Below are 18,577 nucleotides of genomic sequence, written 5' to 3'. Positions count from 1 at the left end.
AATTTGGCGGCCTCGGGAAAGTACGGTCTTTTTCCCGTCGATTTACTGCATCGCGTTGCGGCTGGCCAGCTCCACGAACAGGCCGCTGTGGTCCAGATCGCCCAGGCCATGCTCCACGCCGTCGGCATACAGCTGCTCGAACAGGCTGGTGATCGGGGCGTCAAAACCGATCTCCTGGGCCGTGGCCAAGGCGTTGCGCATGTCCTTGAGCTGCACCGTCATTTTGCCGCGCGCGGCAAAGTCACGCTCCACCATGCGCTGGCCGTGCAGCTGCAGGATGCGGCTGTCGGCAAAGCCGCCGGTGATGGCCTCGCGCACCTTGGCCGGGTCGGCGCCGCCCTTGGCGCACAGCAGCAGGGCTTCGGCCACGGCGCCGATGCTGATGCCCACGATCATCTGGTTGGCCAGTTTGGCCAGTTGCCCGGCCCCGTGCGGGCCCACGTGCGTGGCCCGGCCCAGGGGGGCGAACAGAGCCTGGGCGGCCTCGAAGTCTTCGGCCTTGCCCCCGACCATGATGGCCAGGCTGCCGTTTTCCGCCCCCACGGTGCCGCCGGAGACCGGGGCGTCCAAGTGGCGCAGGCCGCGCTCGCTCAGGCGGGCGGCGTGGTCGCGGGCTTCGCGCGGCTGGATGGAGGCCATGTCCACCACCAGGGTGCCGGCGCGCATGCCGTGGATGGCGCCATCCTGGCCCATGCCGAACAGCACGTCGCCCACGACCTGGCCGTTCTCCAGCATGCTGATCACGTAGTCGGCCTTGATGCAGGCCTGGCGCGGCGTGTCGTGCACGAAGGCACCGAGCGCGGCCAGGGGCTCGGCCTTGGCGCGGGTGCGGTTCCAGGCGTGTACGACATGGCCGGCGGCCAGCAGGCGCCGGGCCATGGGCACGCCCATCAGGCCGCAGCCCAGCACGGCGATGCGCAGGCCGGAGGTAGGGGAGGGGGTCAAGGGTGTCTCCGTCATTGTTGTCGTCGGCATGGCGCTGAAAAACCAGCGCCAAAAGATGCCAGGACGCAATCATGAGGATTTTTTTTCACGCAGGCTTGCAAATCGCTTGCAAGCGCAGTGCATAAAAGTAACGACTGTATGAACTTGCGCAGACTGGGTCGCATCCGGCGCAGGCGATGGCCGGCCGCTGTGTCCCGCCCATCCTGGATGGGCGGTTACCCGCCTAGGCCGACGGGGCGGCGTTGGTGGTCGCGCGTGTGCCAATCAGCAGGCGGAACGGCAGCAGCAGGCACACGGCCATGACCAGCTTGACGCCCAGATCGCCCAGCGCCCAGGTGACCCAGGGCAGGTCTTCGCCGGCAAAGCCCACGCCCCAGAAAACGCCGGTGTCCAGCACGGCGCCCAGCACGGTGGCGATCAGCGGTGCGCGCCACCAGCGGCTTTGGCGCAGGCGGTCGAACACCGCGATGTCCAGCATCTGCGACAGCAGGAAGGCCAGACCGGACGCAGCGGCGATGCGTGCCGGCGCCAGGAGGGCCGATGCGGCCACGGCCACGGCAAAGCCGACCCAGGCCACCCGCCGCGCCTGGGCAGGGCCGAAGGCGCGGTTGACCAGCTCCGTCACCAGGAAGGCAAAAGGGTAGGTGATGGCGCCCCAGGTCAGCCAGTCGTTGATGGCGTACTGCACCAGGATGTTGGACGACAGCACGACCACGCCCATGGCCAGTACGGCCAGGGTCAGTTGCGAACGGCTGGGGTGGGGGTAGCGCATGGTGGTGCTTCCTTTGCGGCGGGCTCAGTAGGCGCCGGAGTTGCGCACGCCGGACGAGGGCACGTCCAGGCCGAGGATGGCGCAGGCCACGGCCTCGCCCACCTTGATGCCGTCCACACCGGCCGACAGGATGCCGCCCGCGTAGCTGGCGCCTTCACCCGCCGGGTACAGGCCGCGGGTGTTCACGCTCTGGAAGTTGGCGCCCCGGGTAATCTTCACGGGCGAGGAGGTGCGCGTCTCCACCCCGGTCAGCACGGCCTGGTGCATGTCGTAGCCGCGCAGCTTCTTGCCGAAGGCGGGCAGTGCTTCACGCATGGCCTCGATGGCAAAGGCCGGCAGGGCCTGGTGCAGGTCGCCCCAGGTGATGCCGGGCTTGTACGAGGGCGGCACGTGGCCCACCTCGCGCGATGGCCGGCCGGCGACGAAGTCGCCCACCAACTGGCCGGGGGCGTTGTAGTTGCACCCGCCCAGCTCGTAGGCCTTGGATTCCAGCTGGCGCTGGAACACCACGCCGGACAGCGGGTGGTGGCTGCCGGGCGGCTGGTGTTCCACGCCATAGGTCTTGCCGTCGAAGGCCCAGGCGAACGAAGCTGCGTCCTGCGGGTAGTCGCTGGGCTCGATGGCGCAGACCATGCCGGCGTTGGCATTCCGTTCGGCGCGCGAGTACTGGCTCATGCCGTTGGTGACCACGCGGCCGGGCTCGCTGGTGGCGGCCACCACGGTGCCACCGGGGCACATACAGAAGCTGTAGACGGCGCGGCCGTTCTGGGCGTGGTGCACCAGCTTGTAGTCGGCGGCACCCAGCAGGGGGTGGCCGGCGTGCTTGCCCCAGCGGGCCTGGTCGATCACGCTTTGCGGGTGTTCGATGCGAAAGCCCACCGAGAAGGGCTTGGCCTCCATGTACACGCCGCGTTCGTAGAACATGGTGAAGGTGTCGCGCGCGCTGTGGCCCAGGGCCATCACCACCTGGTCGGTCTCCAGGGTGTATGCCTCGCCCGTGGCCTGGTTGAGTACCTCGATGGCCGTGACGTGGCGCTCCTCGCCCTCACCGGCAATCTGCAGGTCGGTCACGCGCTGCTCGAAGCGGATCTCGCCGCCCAGGCGCACGATTTCCTCGCGGATGCCTTCCACCAGCTTCACCAGCTTGAAGGTGCCGATGTGCGGGTGGGCGGCATACAGGATTTCCGGGGGCGCGCCATAGGTCACGAACTCCTGCAGCACCTTGCGGCCCAGGTGGCGCGGGTCCTTGATCTGGCTGTAGAGCTTGCCGTCCGAGAAGGTGCCGGCACCGCCTTCGCCAAACTGCACGTTGGACTCGGGCGTCAGCTCGCGCTTGCGCCACAGGCGCCAGGTGTCCTTGGTGCGTTCGCGCACGGTCTTGCCGCGCTCCAGCACGATGGGCTGGAAACCCATTTGCGCCAGCACCAGGGCGGCAAACATGCCGCAGGGGCCAAAGCCCACGACCACGGGGCGGTGCCGCAGGTCCGCAGGGGCCTGGCCCACGGGCGTCCAGGCCATGTCGGGCGTGGGATGGACGTGGGGGTGCTCGGCAAATTGTTCCAGCAGCGCCGCTTCCTGGCTGGCATCGGCCAGGGCGATGTCGACGATGTAGACGGCCAGCAGCTCGGCCTTGCGCGCATCGAAGCTGCGTTTGTGCACATGGACCTGGGCGATCGCATCGGCGGCAATCCCCAGGCGCTCGGCCGCCAGGGCGGTCAGGCGGGCGGTGGGCAGGAATTCGGAATGGTTCTCGGGGTGGTATTCCAGGGCCGAGAGCGGGATTTTCAGTTCTGCGATGCGAATCATGGTGGCTTGTACCTATCAAGCAAGGGCAGGCATGGTAGTGCAAAGCGCGCCCCCGCATCCCGCCCGCCCGGCTTGGCCGGGCAGTGCGCTGGGAATCTGCATCGCACAAATGCATAGCTGCCAGCGCAGGCAGGGCAAGCGCTGGCGGGCTTTTTAGCTGCGAATGCTCAGGCGGGAATGGCCCACGCCACCGCCCTTCTCGACATGGATTTGCGTGGGAATGCGTTCCTTGAGCGCCTCGACGTGGCTGATGATGCCGATCATCTTGCCGCGGGCATTCAGCACGTCCAAGGCCGCCAGCGCGGTCTCCAGCGTGTCGCCATCCAGCGTGCCAAAACCTTCGTCCAGGAACAGCGAGTCGATCGAGACCTTGTGGCTCACCAGATCCGACAGCGCGAGGGCCAGCGACAGGCTGACCAGGAACGATTCGCCGCCGGACAGCGTGCGCGTGTCGCGCGCCACATCGCCCTGCCAGCGGTCCACGATGTCCAGCTCCAGCTCGCCCGTGGGCTTGCGCCGCAGCACATAGCGCTCGTGCAGGCGCGCCAGGTGCTGGTTGGCCAGCTGCAGCAGGTGGTCCAGCGTCAGCCCCTGCGCAAACTTGCGGAACTTGTCGCCCTGGGCCGAACCGATCAGCGCGTTCAGGCGCTGCCACAGCTCGCTGTCCTGCGCCTGGGTGGCGATCTGCGCCAGCAGGGCCTGCTGGTTCTCGCGGTAACGGTCATCGTCTTCCAGGCGCGCGCGCGTGGCGCCGAGCTGCTCGGTCTGGGCGCGGCGTTGCAGCTCCAGGGCCTCCAGCTGGTTCAGCACGGCCTCGGGCGGCTGGTCCGTCAGGGCCTGGGCCTGCAGTTGCGCCTGCTGCGCCAGCGCTTGGGCCCGCCAGGTGGCCGCCGCTTGCACGGCGTCCGCCAGCGTGCGCTGCCACTGCTGCAGGCGCAGGCGTTCGGCCTCGGGCAGGCAGGCCTGCTGGAAGGCCTGCACATCGGCAAACGGGCTGGCCTGCAGGGCCTGCAGCCAGGCGCTGTGGGCCTGGGCCACGGCGGCCTGCTCGGCCTCCACGGCGCTCTGGGTCTGGGTGATCCGGCCTTGCAGCTGGGCCAGGTGCTGGGCCTGCGCGGCAATCGCCGGGGCGCAATCGGCCAGGGTGGCGGGCAGCGTGGCCGGGTCTGGCGCTGGCGATGCCAGGGCCGTGGGCATGGGGCACGCGGCGCTGAGCGCCTGCCACTGGGCCGCGGTGGCCTCGGCCTGGGCACAGGCCTGCTGCAGCAGCACCCAGTGCGGGCTCAGTTGCTGCAGTTGTTGCCCGCTGTCCTGCCAGCGCTGCCAGGCGTGCTGCAGGGCGTCCAGCCAGGCGGCGGTGGCGGCCGGATCGGGCAGGTGCTGGCCGTGGTCTGCCAGGCTGGCTTCCAACTGCGCCTCCAGCGTGGCCAGTGCGTCGGCCTGCTGCTGCACGGCCTGCTGTGCCTGCTGCACACGCTGCTGCGCTGCGTGCAGGCGCTGTTGCAGGCCGTCGTGCTGGTGGGCCGCGTCGTGCCGTGCCTGGGTCGCCTGGTAGTGGGCGGCCGTGGCGGTGTGCAGTGCCCGCTCGCCGTCCTCGGCCTGTTGCAGCGCGTGCTGTACCGCGTGGGCCTGGCGGTGCGCCTGGGCCAGTGCCTCGGCCCACGGGCCGGGCTGCTGCCAGTCGCCGGTCGGGCCCTCGGGCGGTGGCAGGGCCTGCCAGGCTGCGGCGCTGCGCGCGCTGGCGGTGTGCAGTTGCTGGAGCTGGTCGTGCAGCCCCGACTGGCGTTGCTGTGCGGCGGCCAGGGCGGCTTTGGCGGCTTCGCCCTGTTCCTTGCACTGTTCCAGCGCCGCCTCGGCAGCGCTCAGCGCGGTCTGCGTGACCGAGACATCCAGCGCCTGGTAGGCCGCCACGGCCGGGTGCTCCAGTGCGCCGCACAGGGGGCAGGCGTGGCCGGGCTGCAGGGCCTGGCGGTGTGCCTCCAGGCTTTGGATGCGGCGCTCCTGCTCCAGCAACTGGCGCTTGTCGGCCACCACGTCGCGCTGGGCGGCGTAGCGCTGGCGCAGGTCGGCCAGGGCGGCCGTCTGTTTGTCGAGCTCGGCCGTGCCGGCCGCGAGGGCGGTCTCCAGCTGCGCCTGGTGCTGGGCGTGTTCGCGCCGGGTGGCGGCCAACGCCTGGCGCTGTTCGGCCTGGGCGACCGCCTGCAGCGCGGCTTGCCAGCGTGCACGCAGCTCGGCCAGGCTGGCGCTGTCGTGCTGGGCCAGCAACTGGTGCAGCGCCGCCGTGGCGGCCTGCAGGGCGTCGCTGGCGGCAGTTTCCGCCTGCGCGGCGGTGTGCAGCTGGGCCGCTTGCGCCGCCAACGTGCGCTGCAGTTGGTCCACGTCGGCGCCATGCTGCGCGGCGCTGCGCTGCTGCGCGGCCAGCTGTTGCAGGGCATGCTGGCGCTGCTGCACCTGGGCGCGCCAGCCGCCCAGGTGTTCGCCCAGCTGGGCATCGGCGGCATGCTGTTGCTGGTAGCGCTGCAGCTCCTCCATGGCCGCCTGCAGGGCCTGCAGCTGCTGCCGGGCGGTGCTGGCCTCGGCTTGCGCCTGTTGCGCCGCATGCTGGTGCAAATAGGCCTGCAGCGCTTGCTGATTCAGCAGTGATTGCTGCAGTTTTTGCAGTGTCTCCTGCGTCTGGCGGTGCGCATCCTGGCTGCGCTGCCAGTGCTGGTGCAGGGGCAGCAAGCGCTGTGCGGGGGCATCCTGTTCCAGGCGTTGCAGTGCGTCGTGGGCCTGGCGCTGGGCCTGCAGGGCCTGCTGCTCGGCCGCGGTGGCCTGCTCCACCGCCTGCTGGGCGCTGGCGCATTGCTGCAGCCAGGCGTGCTGGCCCTGGGCGGTGGCCCAGGCCGTCTGCGTCTCGGCCAGCGCGGTGTGCAGTTGCTGGTGGCGGGCTTGCAGTTCCGCGCGCGCCTCGGGCGCCAGCAGCTGCACGCCGTCGGCCTGGGCCTGGGTGCGCGCCAGGGCCTCGCGCGCCTCGCGGGCGCGCTCGAACACGGCCTGGGACAGCTGGCCGTAGATTTCGGTGCCGGTCAGCTCTTCCAGCAGTTCGGCGCGGTCGTTGGCGTTGGCGTTCAGGAAGGCGGCAAAGCCGCCCTGGGCCAGCAGCATGGATTTGGTGAAGCGCCCGAAGTCCAGGCCGGTGATCTCTGCGATGCGCCGGGTCTTGTCCTTGCTGTGGGTGGTCAGGATGTGGCCCGCGCCCGTGGCGGCCTCGATCTGGGCCAGCTCGACCTTGGGCGGCTGCAGCGCACCGTCGGCCTTGTCGCGTGCGCGGCGCTGGCTCCAGAAGGCGCGGTAGACCGTGGATTGCACCTCGAACTCCACCTCGGCCAGGCAGTCGGCCGTGTGGCGGGTCATCAGTTCGTTGCTCTGGCCGCCCACGGCGTTCAGGCGCGGGGTCTCGTGGTACAGCGCCAGGCAGATGGCATCCAGCAGGGTGGACTTGCCTGCGCCCGTGGGGCCGGTGATGGCAAACAGGCCGTTGTCGGCAAACGCGGGCTGGCGAAAGTCGATCTGCCATTCGCCCTTGAGGGCGTTGAGGTTCTTCAGCCGCAGGCTCAGGATCTTCATGCCGCACCTCCGGCGTGCAGCGTGGCCAGCAGGCTGTCATAGCGGGCGCGCAAGGCCGCTTCCAGCTCCGCCGGCAGCGTCTCCTGGGCCAGGCGGCGCGCAAAGACTTCGCGCGGCGACAACTCATGCAGCGAGGCGGCGTCCTCGGCCCACAGGCCCGGCGTGGCCGTGCCGCGCTGCCGCTTGACGCGCAGCACCTCCAGCGGCAGGTCCTGGACCATGGCCTCGATGCGCGGGGCCAGATCGGGCAGGTAGTCGTCGTCCTGCACGGTGACCTCCAGCCATGCCGGGTGCTCCGCCGTGCCCTGGGCGGCCAGCGCGCGCAGGGTGGCGGGCAGGCTGGCCAGGTTGCCGCTGGCCGAGACCAGGGCCTGGCACACCGGGGTGGGCAGCGGCGTGACCGAGGACAGGCCGTCCGCGCCCAGCTCGACCAGCAGCACCTCCTTGTTCTGCCGGGCCTCGTCGAAGCCCAGCGCGATCGGGGAGCCGCTGTAGCGGATGTGTTCCAGGCCGCCCACCTTCTGCGGCTTGTGGATGTGGCCCAGCGCGATGTAGTCGGCCGGCGGGAAGGCGGTCGTGGGGAAGGCTTCGAGCGCACCCACATAGATTTCGCGCACCGATTCGTTGCTGCTGGCCCCCACGGTGGTCAGGTGGCCGGTGGCGACGATGGGCAGGCGCACGCCGTGCGCCTGCAGGTGGGCGGCCTGTTGGGCCTGCGCTGCGGCATAGACCTGGGCATAGGTGTCCTGGATGGCGGCCTGCAGGCTGCGTTGCTTGTCCTGCGCGCTCTGGCCGGCCTGGCTGTGCAGCACGTCGCGCGGCCGGATGAAGGGCAGGGCGCAGACGATGCAGCCGGGCTGGCCGCTGGCGCGCTGCGGCAGGGTGACCAGGTGCTGTGCGGCGCTGCCGGTGCTGGCGATGACGGTGGTCTGTAGGTGCTGCAGCAAGGGCAGGCTTTCGCCCAGCACACTGACCGAATCGTGGTTGCCGCCCAGCAGCAGCAGGGCCACGTTCAGGCGGTGCAGCTCGGCAATCAGGCGGTAGTACAGCGCCCGGGCGTAGCTGGGCGGGGTGCCGGTGTCAAAAATGTCCCCGGCGATCAGCACGGCATCGACCTGCTGCACCTGCACCTGCTCCAGCAGCCAGCCGATCAGGGCCGTGTGCTCGCGCTCGCGGCTGTGGTTCATGAAGCTCTGGCCGAGGTGCCAGTCCGAGGTGTGCAGCAGGCGCATGGGAAGGGGGGATCCAAAAGAGGCAATCACGGTCGATGCTATCAACCTCCTGTCCCCGCAGCACCGTGCGGGGCCGCATTTCGCCGCAGGGGCCTGCGGATTGGACGGGCGCATTCGCATCCCCAGCCTGTCACCTGCAGGACGCGGCGGCGGCGTTCCTGCAGGTCCTGCAGCACGTGGGCCCAAGGCCCGCGCCAGCACCGGCCGGGCCTGCCGGGCGGTGGGACCCAGGTGTTGCGCTGCACGATGTGGTTTGCCCTAGGGACGGCATTTCCTGGGGCAGACCCGCAAGGCGGGCGGCACGCCAGGCCGTAGATTGCACCCATGTTCCACGGACGATGACCAGGAGGCAGGCATGCAGCGACGGACTTGGATGGCAGCGGTGGTGGCCACCACCCTCAGCATGGGGGTGGCACAGGCGCAGGGCGACGCTTTTCCGAACAAACCCATCACCCTGATCGTGCCCTACGGGCCGGGGGGTGTGACCGATGTGATTGCCCGGGCGCTGGGGGCCAGCATGGGCAAGACCCTGGGGCAGACCGTGGTGGTGGAGAACAAGGCCGGGGCGGCGGGCGCCATGGGCGTGGTGGACATGCTGACCGCCCGCCCCGATGGCTACCGCCTGACGCTGGCGCCCGTGGGCATCTTCCGGCAGCCCTACATCCAGAAGGTGGCCTATGACCCGGTGCGCGACCTGACCTACATCGCCAGCTTCATGACCTACGACTTCATCCTCACCGTGCCGGCCAGCTCGCCCATCCGCACGCTGCAGGACTATGTGGCCTGGGCGCGCCAGCACCCAGGGCAGATGAGCTATGGCACGCCGGGCAAGTTCACGGCCAACCACGTGGCCATGGCCCTGCTGGAGAAGAAGACCGGCATCCAGCTGAACCACGCCCCCTTCAAGGGCGATGCGGACGCCATCAGCGCCCTGGCCGGCGGGCACATCCAGTCGGCCATTTTTGCCAACAGCATCCTGCCGCAGCTGCAGGCCGGCAAGGTGCGCGCCCTGGCCACCGCGGCCGACCGCCGGCCCGAGGCCTTTGCCGACGTGCCCACCTTCCGCGAGGCGGGCTATGGCTTTGACGTGCCTTCGCCGCTGGGCATTGCCGGGCCCAAGGGGCTGCCGCAGGAGGTGGTGCGCAAGCTGGATGCCGCCGTCAAGGCAGCGATGAACGACCCCGGCTTCCAGCAGGTGGTGGCCAACTACGGCATCCGCACCGACTACCGGGACCACCAGGCCTATGCGGCATTCGCGCAGCAGGCGTTTGCCGAGGAAAAGGCCATCGTCCAGGGCATCGGCCTGGACTGAGCGCGGCGCGGGCGGCCTCAGGCCACCCGCAGGCGGATGCACTGCTGCACGGGGTCCAGCTCGCAGGCCAGCACGGCGCGCTCCTGGCCGTCGAACTGCAGCGCCGTGCGCAGGCGCTGGCCGTCGCCGCTGACCAGCCAGGCGATGTCTTCGGCGCAGATGCGGCGCGCGGGCAGTGGCAAGGGGCCCGCCGGGCCGTGGACTTCCACGGCCACGGGGCCGTCTTCGCCAAAGATGTGCAGGTATTCGGGCAGGGTGGCGGTGGCGTTCATGGGCGCTGGGTGCTGGGTGAGGGGATCGCCACCATAGAAAACACGGGCCGTGCCTGTCCAGCGACGCGGTCAAACGCCGTGCAGCCCAGGCCCGGGTCTGCGCCGGGCTTGATGCAGCGCAGAGACCACGCCGCTGGCGCACGGGTGGTGTGAAAAACCAGAGCGCCCAGCGCACACCGGTAGGGCGTTTGCTGCAGATTTCGGTGGAATATCGAGCGCTGGCGGGCGCAGGCCGCTACCAAAACAAAAAAAAGCCCCCGAAGGGGCTGGCTGGTGCGCGGTCTGGGTGGGCCAGCCTACATGCGGAATACGTCCAGCGTGCGGCGCAGGATGCCGGCGTTGGTATCCATGTGCTGGGCGGAGTGGGCCGATTCCTCGGCCAGCCGGGCGTTGTCCTGGGTGACGGCATCCAGGTCGTTCAGGGCGTCGTTGACCTGGGCAATGCCCTGGGTCTGCTCGCGCGTGGCGGTGACCACGCTGTGGATCAGGGCGCTGACCTGGGTGACGGAGTTGACCGCCTGGTGGATGGTGTGGCCGGCCTGTTGCATGTGGCGGGCGCTCTGGTCCATCTGCTCGCTGGACTGCGCGATCAGCTGGCGGATCTCGCCGGCCGCCTGCGCGCTGTGCTGGGCCAGGGCCCGCACCTCGCCGGCCACCACGGCAAAGCCGCGGCCCTGTTCGCCGGCGCGCGCCGCTTCGACGGCGGCGTTCAGCGCCAGGATGTTGGTCTGGAAGGCAATGCTTTCGATGGTGGAGATGATGTGCCCCATCTGCTGCGACGACTGGGCCATGCCTTGCACCAGCGCGCCCACTTCCTCCATGGCCTTGCCGCCCTGCACGGCCAGCTGGGCGCTTTGCTCGCTGTGGACCTTGACCTCTTCGGTGGACTGCTGGGCGTTGGCGACCGTGGCGGACAGCTGCTCCATGGCGGCGGCGGTCTCCTGCAGGTCCTGGGCCTGGCGGTCGGTGCGCTGCGCCAGGTTGGTCGAGCCCTGGGTCAGCTGGCGCGACATCACGGTGAAGCCGTCGATCTCATGCCGCGCATCGCCCACCACGGCGCGCAGGTTGACGTGGACCTGCTTGAGCCGCTCCAGCAAGAAGGCCATGGGGTGGCGGCCCTGGTAGGCCGGCAGGGCGCCGTCGAGCTTGCAGCCCGCGATGTCCCCCGCCAGCAAGGCCACATCTTCGAAGGGACGCGTCACCCGCACATGCTGGCGGTACAGTGTCAAGGCCGTCAGCAGGGCCAGCACGCCGGCCTGCAGGCCGGTCTGCCAGCCCTGGGTCCAGCCCATCAGCGGAAACAGCAGGGCCACGGCCACCATTGGCAGCAGCAGCGTCGCCAGGCGCTGGGTGAAACTGGCGCGCTGCAGCTTGCCGAGCTGGTTCAGCAGGCCATGGTGGCGCACGCTGCCGGCGTGGAGGTAGGCGTTGCCCTGGGTGCCGTTGTTCAGGCGCTCGTACAGCGCGCTGGCGGCGCGCACCTCGTTGTCCGTGGGCTTGACGCGCACCGACATGTAGCCCACGGGCTTGCCATGTTCCATGATGGGCGTGACGTAGGCGCGCACCCAGTAGTAGCGGCCATCCTTGCGCAGGTTCTTGACCACGCCCGACCAGGCGCGGCCATGGCCGATGGTGGTCCACAGGTCCTTGAAGGCCTCGCGCGGCATGTCGGGGTGGCGCACGATGTTGTGCGGCTGGCCCATCAGCTCGTCCATGGCATAGCCGCTGACATGCGTGAACGCGGCGTTGCAGTGCGTGATGCGCCCCGTGCGGTCGGTGGTGGACATCAGCAGCTCGGACTCGGGCACCAGGAACTCTTCATTGCGCGCCACCACGGGCTGGGGGGGCGGCGCCGTGCGGGGGGCCGCCCCGGCAGCGGGGCGTTCGATGGTGGCGTGCATGTGGTGTCCCTTGGGGTGAGTGCGGGCCGGTGCCCCCAGCCTGATGTTGGTGGGTGGCGCCAAACGGCCTCACATGCTAGGTAGACCGGGTCTAGACACGCGGCCGTTCATCGGCCCTGCGGGGCCGAATGTGTGCGGGATTTGTGCTGGATCAAGGGTTGGCGGCCGCTGCGTCTGCGCCCCGCCACGGTCTGCCTGGGGGCGCCTGGTGGGAGCCTGTATGCCCCCTGGGCCGGGGGCCTGGCGATGCCGTTGTGCCCCCCTGTCGCACCACTGGTGCGCGCGCGCAATCCTTGCGGGCGCCGCCCCGCGCCCTGAGCTGGGCGGCGGGGCAGTGGCTCAGACCTCGCCTTCGGCCAGCTCGCTCAGGAACCCGCCGCTCTGGTGGGTCCACAGCTTGGCGTAGATGCCGCCCAGCTGCAGCAACTGCTGGTGCGTGCCGGCTTCCACGATGCGACCCTGGTCCATGACGATCAGGCGGTCCATGGCGGCGATGGTCGACAGGCGGTGCGCGATGGCAATCACGGTCTTGCCGTGCATCAGCTTGTCCAGGCTGTGCTGGATGGCGGCTTCGACCTCGCTGTCCAGCGCGCTGGTGGCTTCGTCCAGCAGCAGGATGGGTGCGTCCTTGAGCATCACGCGCGCAATCGCCACGCGCTGGCGCTGGCCACCGGACAGCTTGACGCCGCGCTCGCCCACCTGGGCGTCGTAGCCGCTGCGGCCATGGCGGTCGGTCAGGGTGTCGATGAACTCGGCCGCTTCGGCGCGTTCGGCGGCGGCGCGCATCTCGGCCTCGCTGGCGTCGGGGCGGCCATAGAGGATGTTGTCGCGCATCGAGCGGTGCAGCAGCGAGGTGTCCTGCGTCACCATGCCGATGGCGCCGCGCAGGCTGTCCTGCGTGACCTGGGTGATGTCCTGGCCGTCGATGGTGATGCGGCCCGACTGCGCCTCGTGGAAGCGCAGCAGCAGGTTCACCAGCGTGGACTTGCCGGCGCCGGAGCGGCCGATCAGGCCGATGCGCTCGCCGGGGCGGATGTGCAGGTTCAGCCCGTCGATGACCTGCTTGCCGCCGTCCTTGTAGGCAAAGTGCACGTCCTCGAAGGCGATGGCGCCCCGGGTGACGCGCAGCGGTTGGGCGTGGGGCGCATCGGTGATGGTGCGCGGCTTGGTCAGGGTGGTGATGCCGTCCTGGATGGTGCCCACGTTCTCGAACAGGCCCGTCATCTGCCACATCACCCAGTGCGAGTAGCCTGCGATGCGCAGCGCCATGGCGATCACTGCGGCGACCACGCCGGCACCGGTCTGGCCCTGGGCCCAAAGCCACAGCGCCATGCTGGCGCTGCTCAGGATCAGCAGCGTGATCATGATGTGGTTGGTCAGCTCGAACAGGCTGACCAGGCGCATCTGCGCATAGCCGGTCTGCTTGAAGTCGTCCATGGCGCTGCGCGCGTACTCGGCCTCGCGGCGCGTGTGGGCGAACAGCTTGACGGTGGCGATGTTGGTGTAGGCGTCGGTGACGCGGCCGGTCATCAGCGAGCGCGCATCGGCCTGCTGCTTGCCGATCTGGCCCAGGCGCGGCACGAAGTACCAGCAGGCGCCGGCATAGCTCAGCAGCCACAGGCCGAAGGGCAGCAGCAGCCAGGCGTCGAAGCTGCCGGCCAGCAGCAGGATGCTGAGGAAGTACACGGCCACGCCGACCAGCACGTCGACGACGATGAATACCACCTCGCGCACCGCCAGCGCGGTCTGCATGATCTTGGTGGTGATGCGGCCGGCGAATTCGTCGGCGTAGAAGGACATGCTCTGCCCCAGCATCAGCCGGTGGAAGACCCAGCGCAGCCGCATCGGGAAGTTGATGGCCAGCACCTGGTGCATGACCATGGTGTGCAGTGCCAGCAGGCCGATGCTGCCCAGCAGGATGGCGGCAATGCCCAGCAGGCTGCCGCGCTGCTGCTGCCAGAAATCGCCCATGGGCGTGGCACTGAGCCAGTCGACCACCTGGCTCATGACGGCAAACAGAAAGGCTTCGTAGATAGACAGGGCCGCGCTGGTCAGCGTCAGCAGCACGATCCAGCCGCGCATGCCGCGCGTGCAGGCCCACAGAAAAGCGATGAAGCCCGCAGGGGGCAGTTGGGGATCTTCCGCCGGATAGGGCGGCACCCGTTTTTCAAAATATCCGAACAAGATGACTTCTCCTTGTGCCTTCGATGGTAGGCGGCAGGCATGCCCTCGGCAGGGCAAGGAGAATGAAAATCAAAAATAAGAGCGGATGGCGCTTGTCCAGCCAGCGATTTAGCGTGAAAGCCTGGGGTTTTGGCCAGGGGCGTGCGCCAGCAGCTATAAAAAAACCACCACACGCCGGTGTGGTGGTCGGAGGCGGCGGCCGTGTTGCGGGCCGCAGCGCGAGGGGGCTTCAGGCCGTGGGCAGGTAGCCTTCGACCGACAGGTAGCGCTCGCCCGTGTCGTAGGCAAAGCCCAGCACCTTGGCGCCGGCGGGCAGCTCGGGCAGCTTCTGGGCAATCGCCGCCAGCGTGGCGCCGGAGGAGATGCCGACCAGCAGCCCTTCCTCGCGGGCAGCGCGGCGGCCATATTCGCGCGCCGGCTCGGCCTCGACCTGGATCACGCCGTCCAGCAGGCTGGTATCCAGGTTCTTGGGCACAAAGCCCGCGCCAATGCCCTGGATGGGGTGGGGCGCGGGATTGCCGCCGGAGATCACGGGCGAGGCCGCGGGCTCCACGGCGAACACCTTCAGGTGCGGGAACTTGGCCTTGAGCACCTGGGCCACGCCGCTCAGGTGGCCGCCGGTGCCCACGCCGGTGATCAGCACGTCCAGGCCTTCGGGGAAGTCGGCCAGGATTTCCTGGGCCGTGGTGGCGGCGTGCACGGCCACGTTGGCAGGGTTTTCAAACTGCTGCGGAATCCAGGCGCCGGGCGTCTGCGCGGCCAACTCCTGAGCGCGGGCGATGGCGCCCTTCATGCCCTTTTCCTTGGGCGTCAGGTCAAAGCTGGCGCCGTAGGCCAGCATCAGGCGGCGGCGCTCGATGGACATGCTCTCGGGCATCACCAGGATCAGCTTGTAGCCCTTGACGGCGGCGACCAGGGCCAGGCCCACGCCGGTGTTGCCGCTGGTGGGCTCGATGATCACGCCACCGGGCTTGAGCGCGCCGGACTTTTCCGCATCCTCGACCATGGATAGGGCGATGCGGTCCTTGATGGAGCCGCCCGGGTTGCCGCGCTCCGACTTGATCCATACGTTGGCGCCGGCGCCGAACACGCGGTGCATGCGGATGATGGGGGTGTTGCCGATGGTCTGCAGGACGTTGTCGAATTTCATGGCATCTCCTTGGGTGGATGAGGGCACAAGCTGCACATTCTGGCGCACTTGTTCATACCTCCGGCGATATGCATATGCCGGTCTGGATAAGCGCAGTGTTTCAGGCGGCCTTTGCGCCGCACTTCGATTTTGCGGGGCCATGGCGCATACTTTTTGCAGCACCAAAAAGAAGGAGGGCGTTGTCCATGTCACTTTTGCACATCAACATGGTGGCCATGACGGTGGTCTGTGTGTCACTGATGGTGGGCTTTTCCTACCGTGAAAACCGCTGGGGCATCCTGCTGATGCAACTGGCGGTGCTGGGCCTGATGGGGGTGATCGTCTACGACATCCGGGTGATTTCGGCGATCACCTGAAAACGCCGGCCCCATGGACGATAATGGCGCCCGTGAAGTTCGCCAGACTGCCGCTGGTGCAAGCGTGGAAACACGGCACTGGAGGAACGTCCGGACTGCATAGGGCAGCGTAGCAGCTAACGGCTGTCCACCGTGAGGTGAGGATCAGAGCAACAGAGACGTAGTCGGGCAGGCGTACCGCAAGGTAAACCGGCCCGGGTGAAACGGGCAATCTCTACGCGCAGCAATACCAAGTAGGCACACGTTGACGGGGCCCCCGGAGTGTGCGGGTAGGTAGCATCGAGCCGGTGGGGCGACCCCCGGCCCAGAGTAATGGCAGTCACATGGGCGCAAGCCCATGCACAGAATCCGGCTTATCGGCGGACTTCACACTTTGCAGACACCCCGCAGGGCCCGGTCATCGACCGGGCCCTGTACTTTTTTGGGGGCCGTACCGTCCTTCGGCACACCCGCACTCAGGCACACCTGGCGGCGGTGCACGGCAGACCCGCACAAGGTCCTGGCGGTGTGCCCACGGGCGACAGCGCGCGGCCCACGTCCGCATCAATAATGGGCGCCATGCTGCGACCCGAACAATTGCTCCACCCCCAGCGCGTGCCGGTCACGCCCCTGGAGGCTTCGACCCTGCTGCTGCTGCGCGACCGCCCCGAAGGGGGCTGGGAGGTGCTGATGACGCGCCGCTCCGACAAGGCCAGCTTCGTGCCCGGTGCCTACGTCTTTCCGGGCGGCGGCATCGAGGCCCAGGACGCCCAGGCCCACGCCCAGGTGGCGCACCGCGACGGCATGGCGCCCGGGGCGCTGACCGCCGCCATCGCCGCCCTGCGTGAAAGCCTGGAAGAGATGGGCCTGCTGCTGGCCGTGCATGCCGACGGACGGCCCGCCACCCAGGCCGATGTCGATGCCCTGGACCGCCACGCCCCGCTGTGGCCGCAGCTGGCGCAGCGCGGCCTGCGCCTGGACGTGCGCGGCGTCTGGCAGCTGGCGCACTGGACGGCCGACCGCAACCTGCCCAAGCGCTTTGCCGTGCCCTTCTTCGTGGCGCGCATGCCCGCCGGCCAGACCCCGGTGGCCGACGAGGCCGAGCAGTTCGAGCCGGTCTGGATCCAGCCGCAGCAGGCCCTGGACCGCCATGCCGCCGGGCAGATGCCCATGATCTTCCCCACGCTGCGCACCCTGGCGCGCTTGGCGCGCTACCCCAGCGTGCAGGCGGTGCTGGACGCCGTGGCCGCCGGGCCACTGTGGGCCAGCGCACCGCGCTCCGGCCTGCTACGTGGCGAGCAGCACCGCTGCATGGAAGACGAAGCCCCGTTCGGTGAGCTGGCCATGGTCTGCCCCGATGGGCAGATCCTGCACCCGCTGGACTGGCAGAGCGAGCGCGCCGTGCCGCTGCGCAAGAACCTGTGGCGCCTGACGGCACCCAACGCGAATGTGATGACCGGCCCGGGCACCAACAGCTACCTGGTCGGCGAAGCGGCCACGGGCTTCATCGCCATCGATCCCGGCCCGGCCGATGCCGACCACGTGCAGCGCCTGTGGGAGGCCGCCGGGGGCGACGTGCGCCACATCGTCTGCACGCACTCGCACGCCGACCACTCGCCGGGCGCCTTCCTGCTGCAGGCGCTGTGCGTGCAGCAGGGGCGGGACAAGCCCTTAATCCATGGCCTGCCCTCGGCCCCGACGGCGCGTGCCAACAGCCAGTTCGTGCCCGATGTGGTGCTGCAAGATGGAGAGCGCATCACGCTCGCTCCGCTTGGGCTGGAGGCTGAAAAGGCCTCCAGCATCCGCCACACGCTGCGCGCCGTGCACACGCCGGGCCATGCGGCCAACCACCTGTGCCTGCTGCTGGAGGAGGACGCCCTGCTGTTCAGCGGCGACCACATCCTGAACGGCACCACGCCGGTCATCGACATCCCTGATGGCAATATGCGCGACTACCTCGACAGCCTGGACAAGCTGGCCGCGCTGTGCGCTGCGCAGGGCGTGGAGTTCGTGCTGCCGGCCCATGGCTATGTGCTGGGCGATGCGCTGGGTGTGATCGCCCGGCTCAAGGCCCACCGCCTAGCGCGCGAGGCCAAGGTGCTGGCTGCCATGCGCCAGCAGCCCGAGGGCTCGGTCCAGGACTGGGTGGCCCAGGCCTATGCCGACACGCCCACGGCGCTGTGGAAGCTGGCCGAAAGAAGCCTGATGGCGCACGTGGAACGCATTCGTGCTTTAGGCTTGCTGCATGTCACCGACTGAATTTCCCCACAACAACGACAACACCGTGCGCCTGTCCAAGCGATTGGCGGAGCAACTGCAGTGCTCGCGCAGCGAGGCGGAGCTGTACATCGAGGCCGGCGCCGTGCAGGTGGACGGGCAGACCGTCGAGCAAGCCGGCGCCCGCGTGGGCCCGGCGCAGGTCCTGACCGTCACCGCCGGTGCCAAGCCCGAGCCGGTGCCCCCTGTCACCCTGCTGCTGCACAAGCCCGCCGGTTATTCGGTGCAGGCGGGCGGCCCGCGCAGCGCGCTGGACCTGCTGGTGCCGGAGCGCTGGAACCAGGGCGATACCCCGGCGCCCATCCGCCTGCTGCACAAGCATTTCCAGCACCTGGAGTGTCTGGAGCCGCTGCCCGTGCCCGCCAGCGGCCTGACCGTGTTCACCCAGGACAGGCGCGTGGCGCGCAAGCTGACCGAGGACGTGCTGTACCTGGAGCAGGAGTGCATCGCCCAGGTGCAGGGCCAGCTCGATGCCGAGGGGCTGGAGCGCCTGTGCAACGGCACGGCCATCCCCGGCAAGCGCCTGCCGCGCACCAAGGTCAGCTGGCAAAGCGACCACCACCTGCGCTTTGCGCTCAAGGGCATCTACCCCGAGGAGATCGAGGCCATGTGCGCCGGCGTGGGCTTGAAGCTGCTGGGCCTCAAGCGCCTGCGCATGGGCCGCATCTCCATGGCCAAGCTGGCCGAAGGGCAGTGGCGCTATGCCATGCCCTGGGAGCGCTTCTGATTCGGGGCGGCACGCAGACCCCGCACCCTCGCGCGCCCCGGGCGCGCTTTTTTGT

General features: G+C 69.2%; 13 protein-coding genes and 1 other RNA gene. 5 read left to right on the top strand and 9 right to left on the bottom strand.

All coding sequences use genetic code 11. The features are described from left to right. Positions 1-42 precede the first annotated feature (42 nt). The 5 genes from CA2_RS00800 to sbcD form a co-directional block, all read right to left on the bottom strand. The gene (locus CA2_RS00800) at positions 43-960 is read right to left on the bottom strand and encodes an NAD(P)-dependent oxidoreductase (RefSeq protein ID WP_042411501.1); all 918 of its coding nucleotides are present in this window, start codon (positions 958-960) and stop codon (positions 43-45) included. A gap of 208 nt (positions 961-1,168) precedes the next feature. Next, positions 1,169-1,717, bottom strand: a complete 549-nt coding sequence (locus CA2_RS00795; protein ID WP_042411498.1) for a VUT family protein — start codon at positions 1,715-1,717, stop codon at positions 1,169-1,171. Between the two features lie 24 nt (positions 1,718-1,741). Then, a complete protein-coding gene (locus CA2_RS00790) occupies positions 1,742-3,523 on the bottom strand; it encodes an NAD(P)/FAD-dependent oxidoreductase (protein WP_042411496.1) in 1,782 nt (593 codons plus the stop codon). 153 nt (positions 3,524-3,676) lie between these two features. Continuing rightward, positions 3,677-7,132 (bottom strand): AAA family ATPase, encoded by a 3,456-nt coding sequence (locus tag CA2_RS00785; RefSeq protein ID WP_042411495.1) that lies wholly within the window; start codon positions 7,130-7,132, stop codon positions 3,677-3,679. After that, a complete protein-coding gene (gene sbcD, locus CA2_RS00780) occupies positions 7,129-8,364 on the bottom strand; it encodes an exonuclease subunit SbcD (RefSeq protein ID WP_042411492.1) in 1,236 nt (411 codons plus the stop codon). The genes CA2_RS00785 and sbcD overlap by 4 nt, the downstream gene beginning before the upstream one ends. 355 nt (positions 8,365-8,719) lie before the next feature. Between sbcD and CA2_RS00775 the strand changes: the two genes are divergently transcribed. Continuing rightward, entirely contained in the window at positions 8,720-9,676 is a 957-nt protein-coding gene (locus CA2_RS00775; protein ID WP_042411490.1) for a Bug family tripartite tricarboxylate transporter substrate binding protein, read from the top strand. Between the two features lie 17 nt (positions 9,677-9,693). On the opposite strand, the gene CA2_RS00770 is transcribed toward CA2_RS00775, so the two are convergent. The 4 genes from CA2_RS00770 to cysK form a co-directional block, all read right to left on the bottom strand. Then, on the bottom strand, positions 9,694-9,948 hold the full coding sequence (locus CA2_RS00770) for a hypothetical protein (protein WP_042411488.1): 255 nt from the start codon (positions 9,946-9,948) through the stop codon (positions 9,694-9,696). A gap of 296 nt (positions 9,949-10,244) precedes the next feature. After that, positions 10,245-11,849 (bottom strand): methyl-accepting chemotaxis protein, encoded by a 1,605-nt coding sequence (locus CA2_RS00765; protein WP_081888809.1) that lies wholly within the window; start codon positions 11,847-11,849, stop codon positions 10,245-10,247. A gap of 339 nt (positions 11,850-12,188) precedes the next feature. Beyond that, the gene (locus CA2_RS00760; protein ID WP_042411486.1) at positions 12,189-14,033 is read right to left on the bottom strand and encodes an ABC transporter ATP-binding protein; all 1,845 of its coding nucleotides are present in this window, start codon (positions 14,031-14,033) and stop codon (positions 12,189-12,191) included. A 229-nt stretch (positions 14,034-14,262) separates the two neighbouring features. Then, positions 14,263-15,183, bottom strand: coding sequence for a cysteine synthase A (gene cysK / locus CA2_RS00755; protein WP_042411483.1), 921 nt, complete (start codon positions 15,181-15,183; stop codon positions 14,263-14,265). 185 nt (positions 15,184-15,368) lie between these two features. Between cysK and CA2_RS17845 the strand changes: the two genes are divergently transcribed. From CA2_RS17845 to CA2_RS00745, 4 genes are all read left to right on the top strand, one after another. Continuing rightward, positions 15,369-15,539, top strand: coding sequence for a hypothetical protein (locus CA2_RS17845; RefSeq protein ID WP_156105920.1), 171 nt, complete (start codon positions 15,369-15,371; stop codon positions 15,537-15,539). A 34-nt stretch (positions 15,540-15,573) separates the two neighbouring features. Beyond that, an RNA gene (gene rnpB / locus CA2_RS17095) (RNase P RNA component class A) lies at positions 15,574-15,911 on the top strand. A gap of 186 nt (positions 15,912-16,097) precedes the next feature. Further along, positions 16,098-17,777 (top strand): MBL fold metallo-hydrolase, encoded by a 1,680-nt coding sequence (locus tag CA2_RS00750; protein WP_042411672.1) that lies wholly within the window; start codon positions 16,098-16,100, stop codon positions 17,775-17,777. Next, the gene (locus tag CA2_RS00745; protein WP_042411481.1) at positions 17,764-18,522 is read left to right on the top strand and encodes an RNA pseudouridine synthase; all 759 of its coding nucleotides are present in this window, start codon (positions 17,764-17,766) and stop codon (positions 18,520-18,522) included. Before CA2_RS00750 ends, CA2_RS00745 begins: the two co-directional genes overlap by 14 nt. Positions 18,523-18,577 lie beyond the last annotated feature (55 nt).

The organism is Comamonas aquatica NBRC 14918 (assembly GCF_000739875.1).
Taxonomy (GTDB): Bacteria; Pseudomonadota; Gammaproteobacteria; order Burkholderiales; family Burkholderiaceae_C; genus Comamonas; species Comamonas aquatica.
The sequence above is the reverse complement of the archived record's forward strand: the minus strand, read 5'-3'. Positions and strand labels throughout refer to the sequence as shown.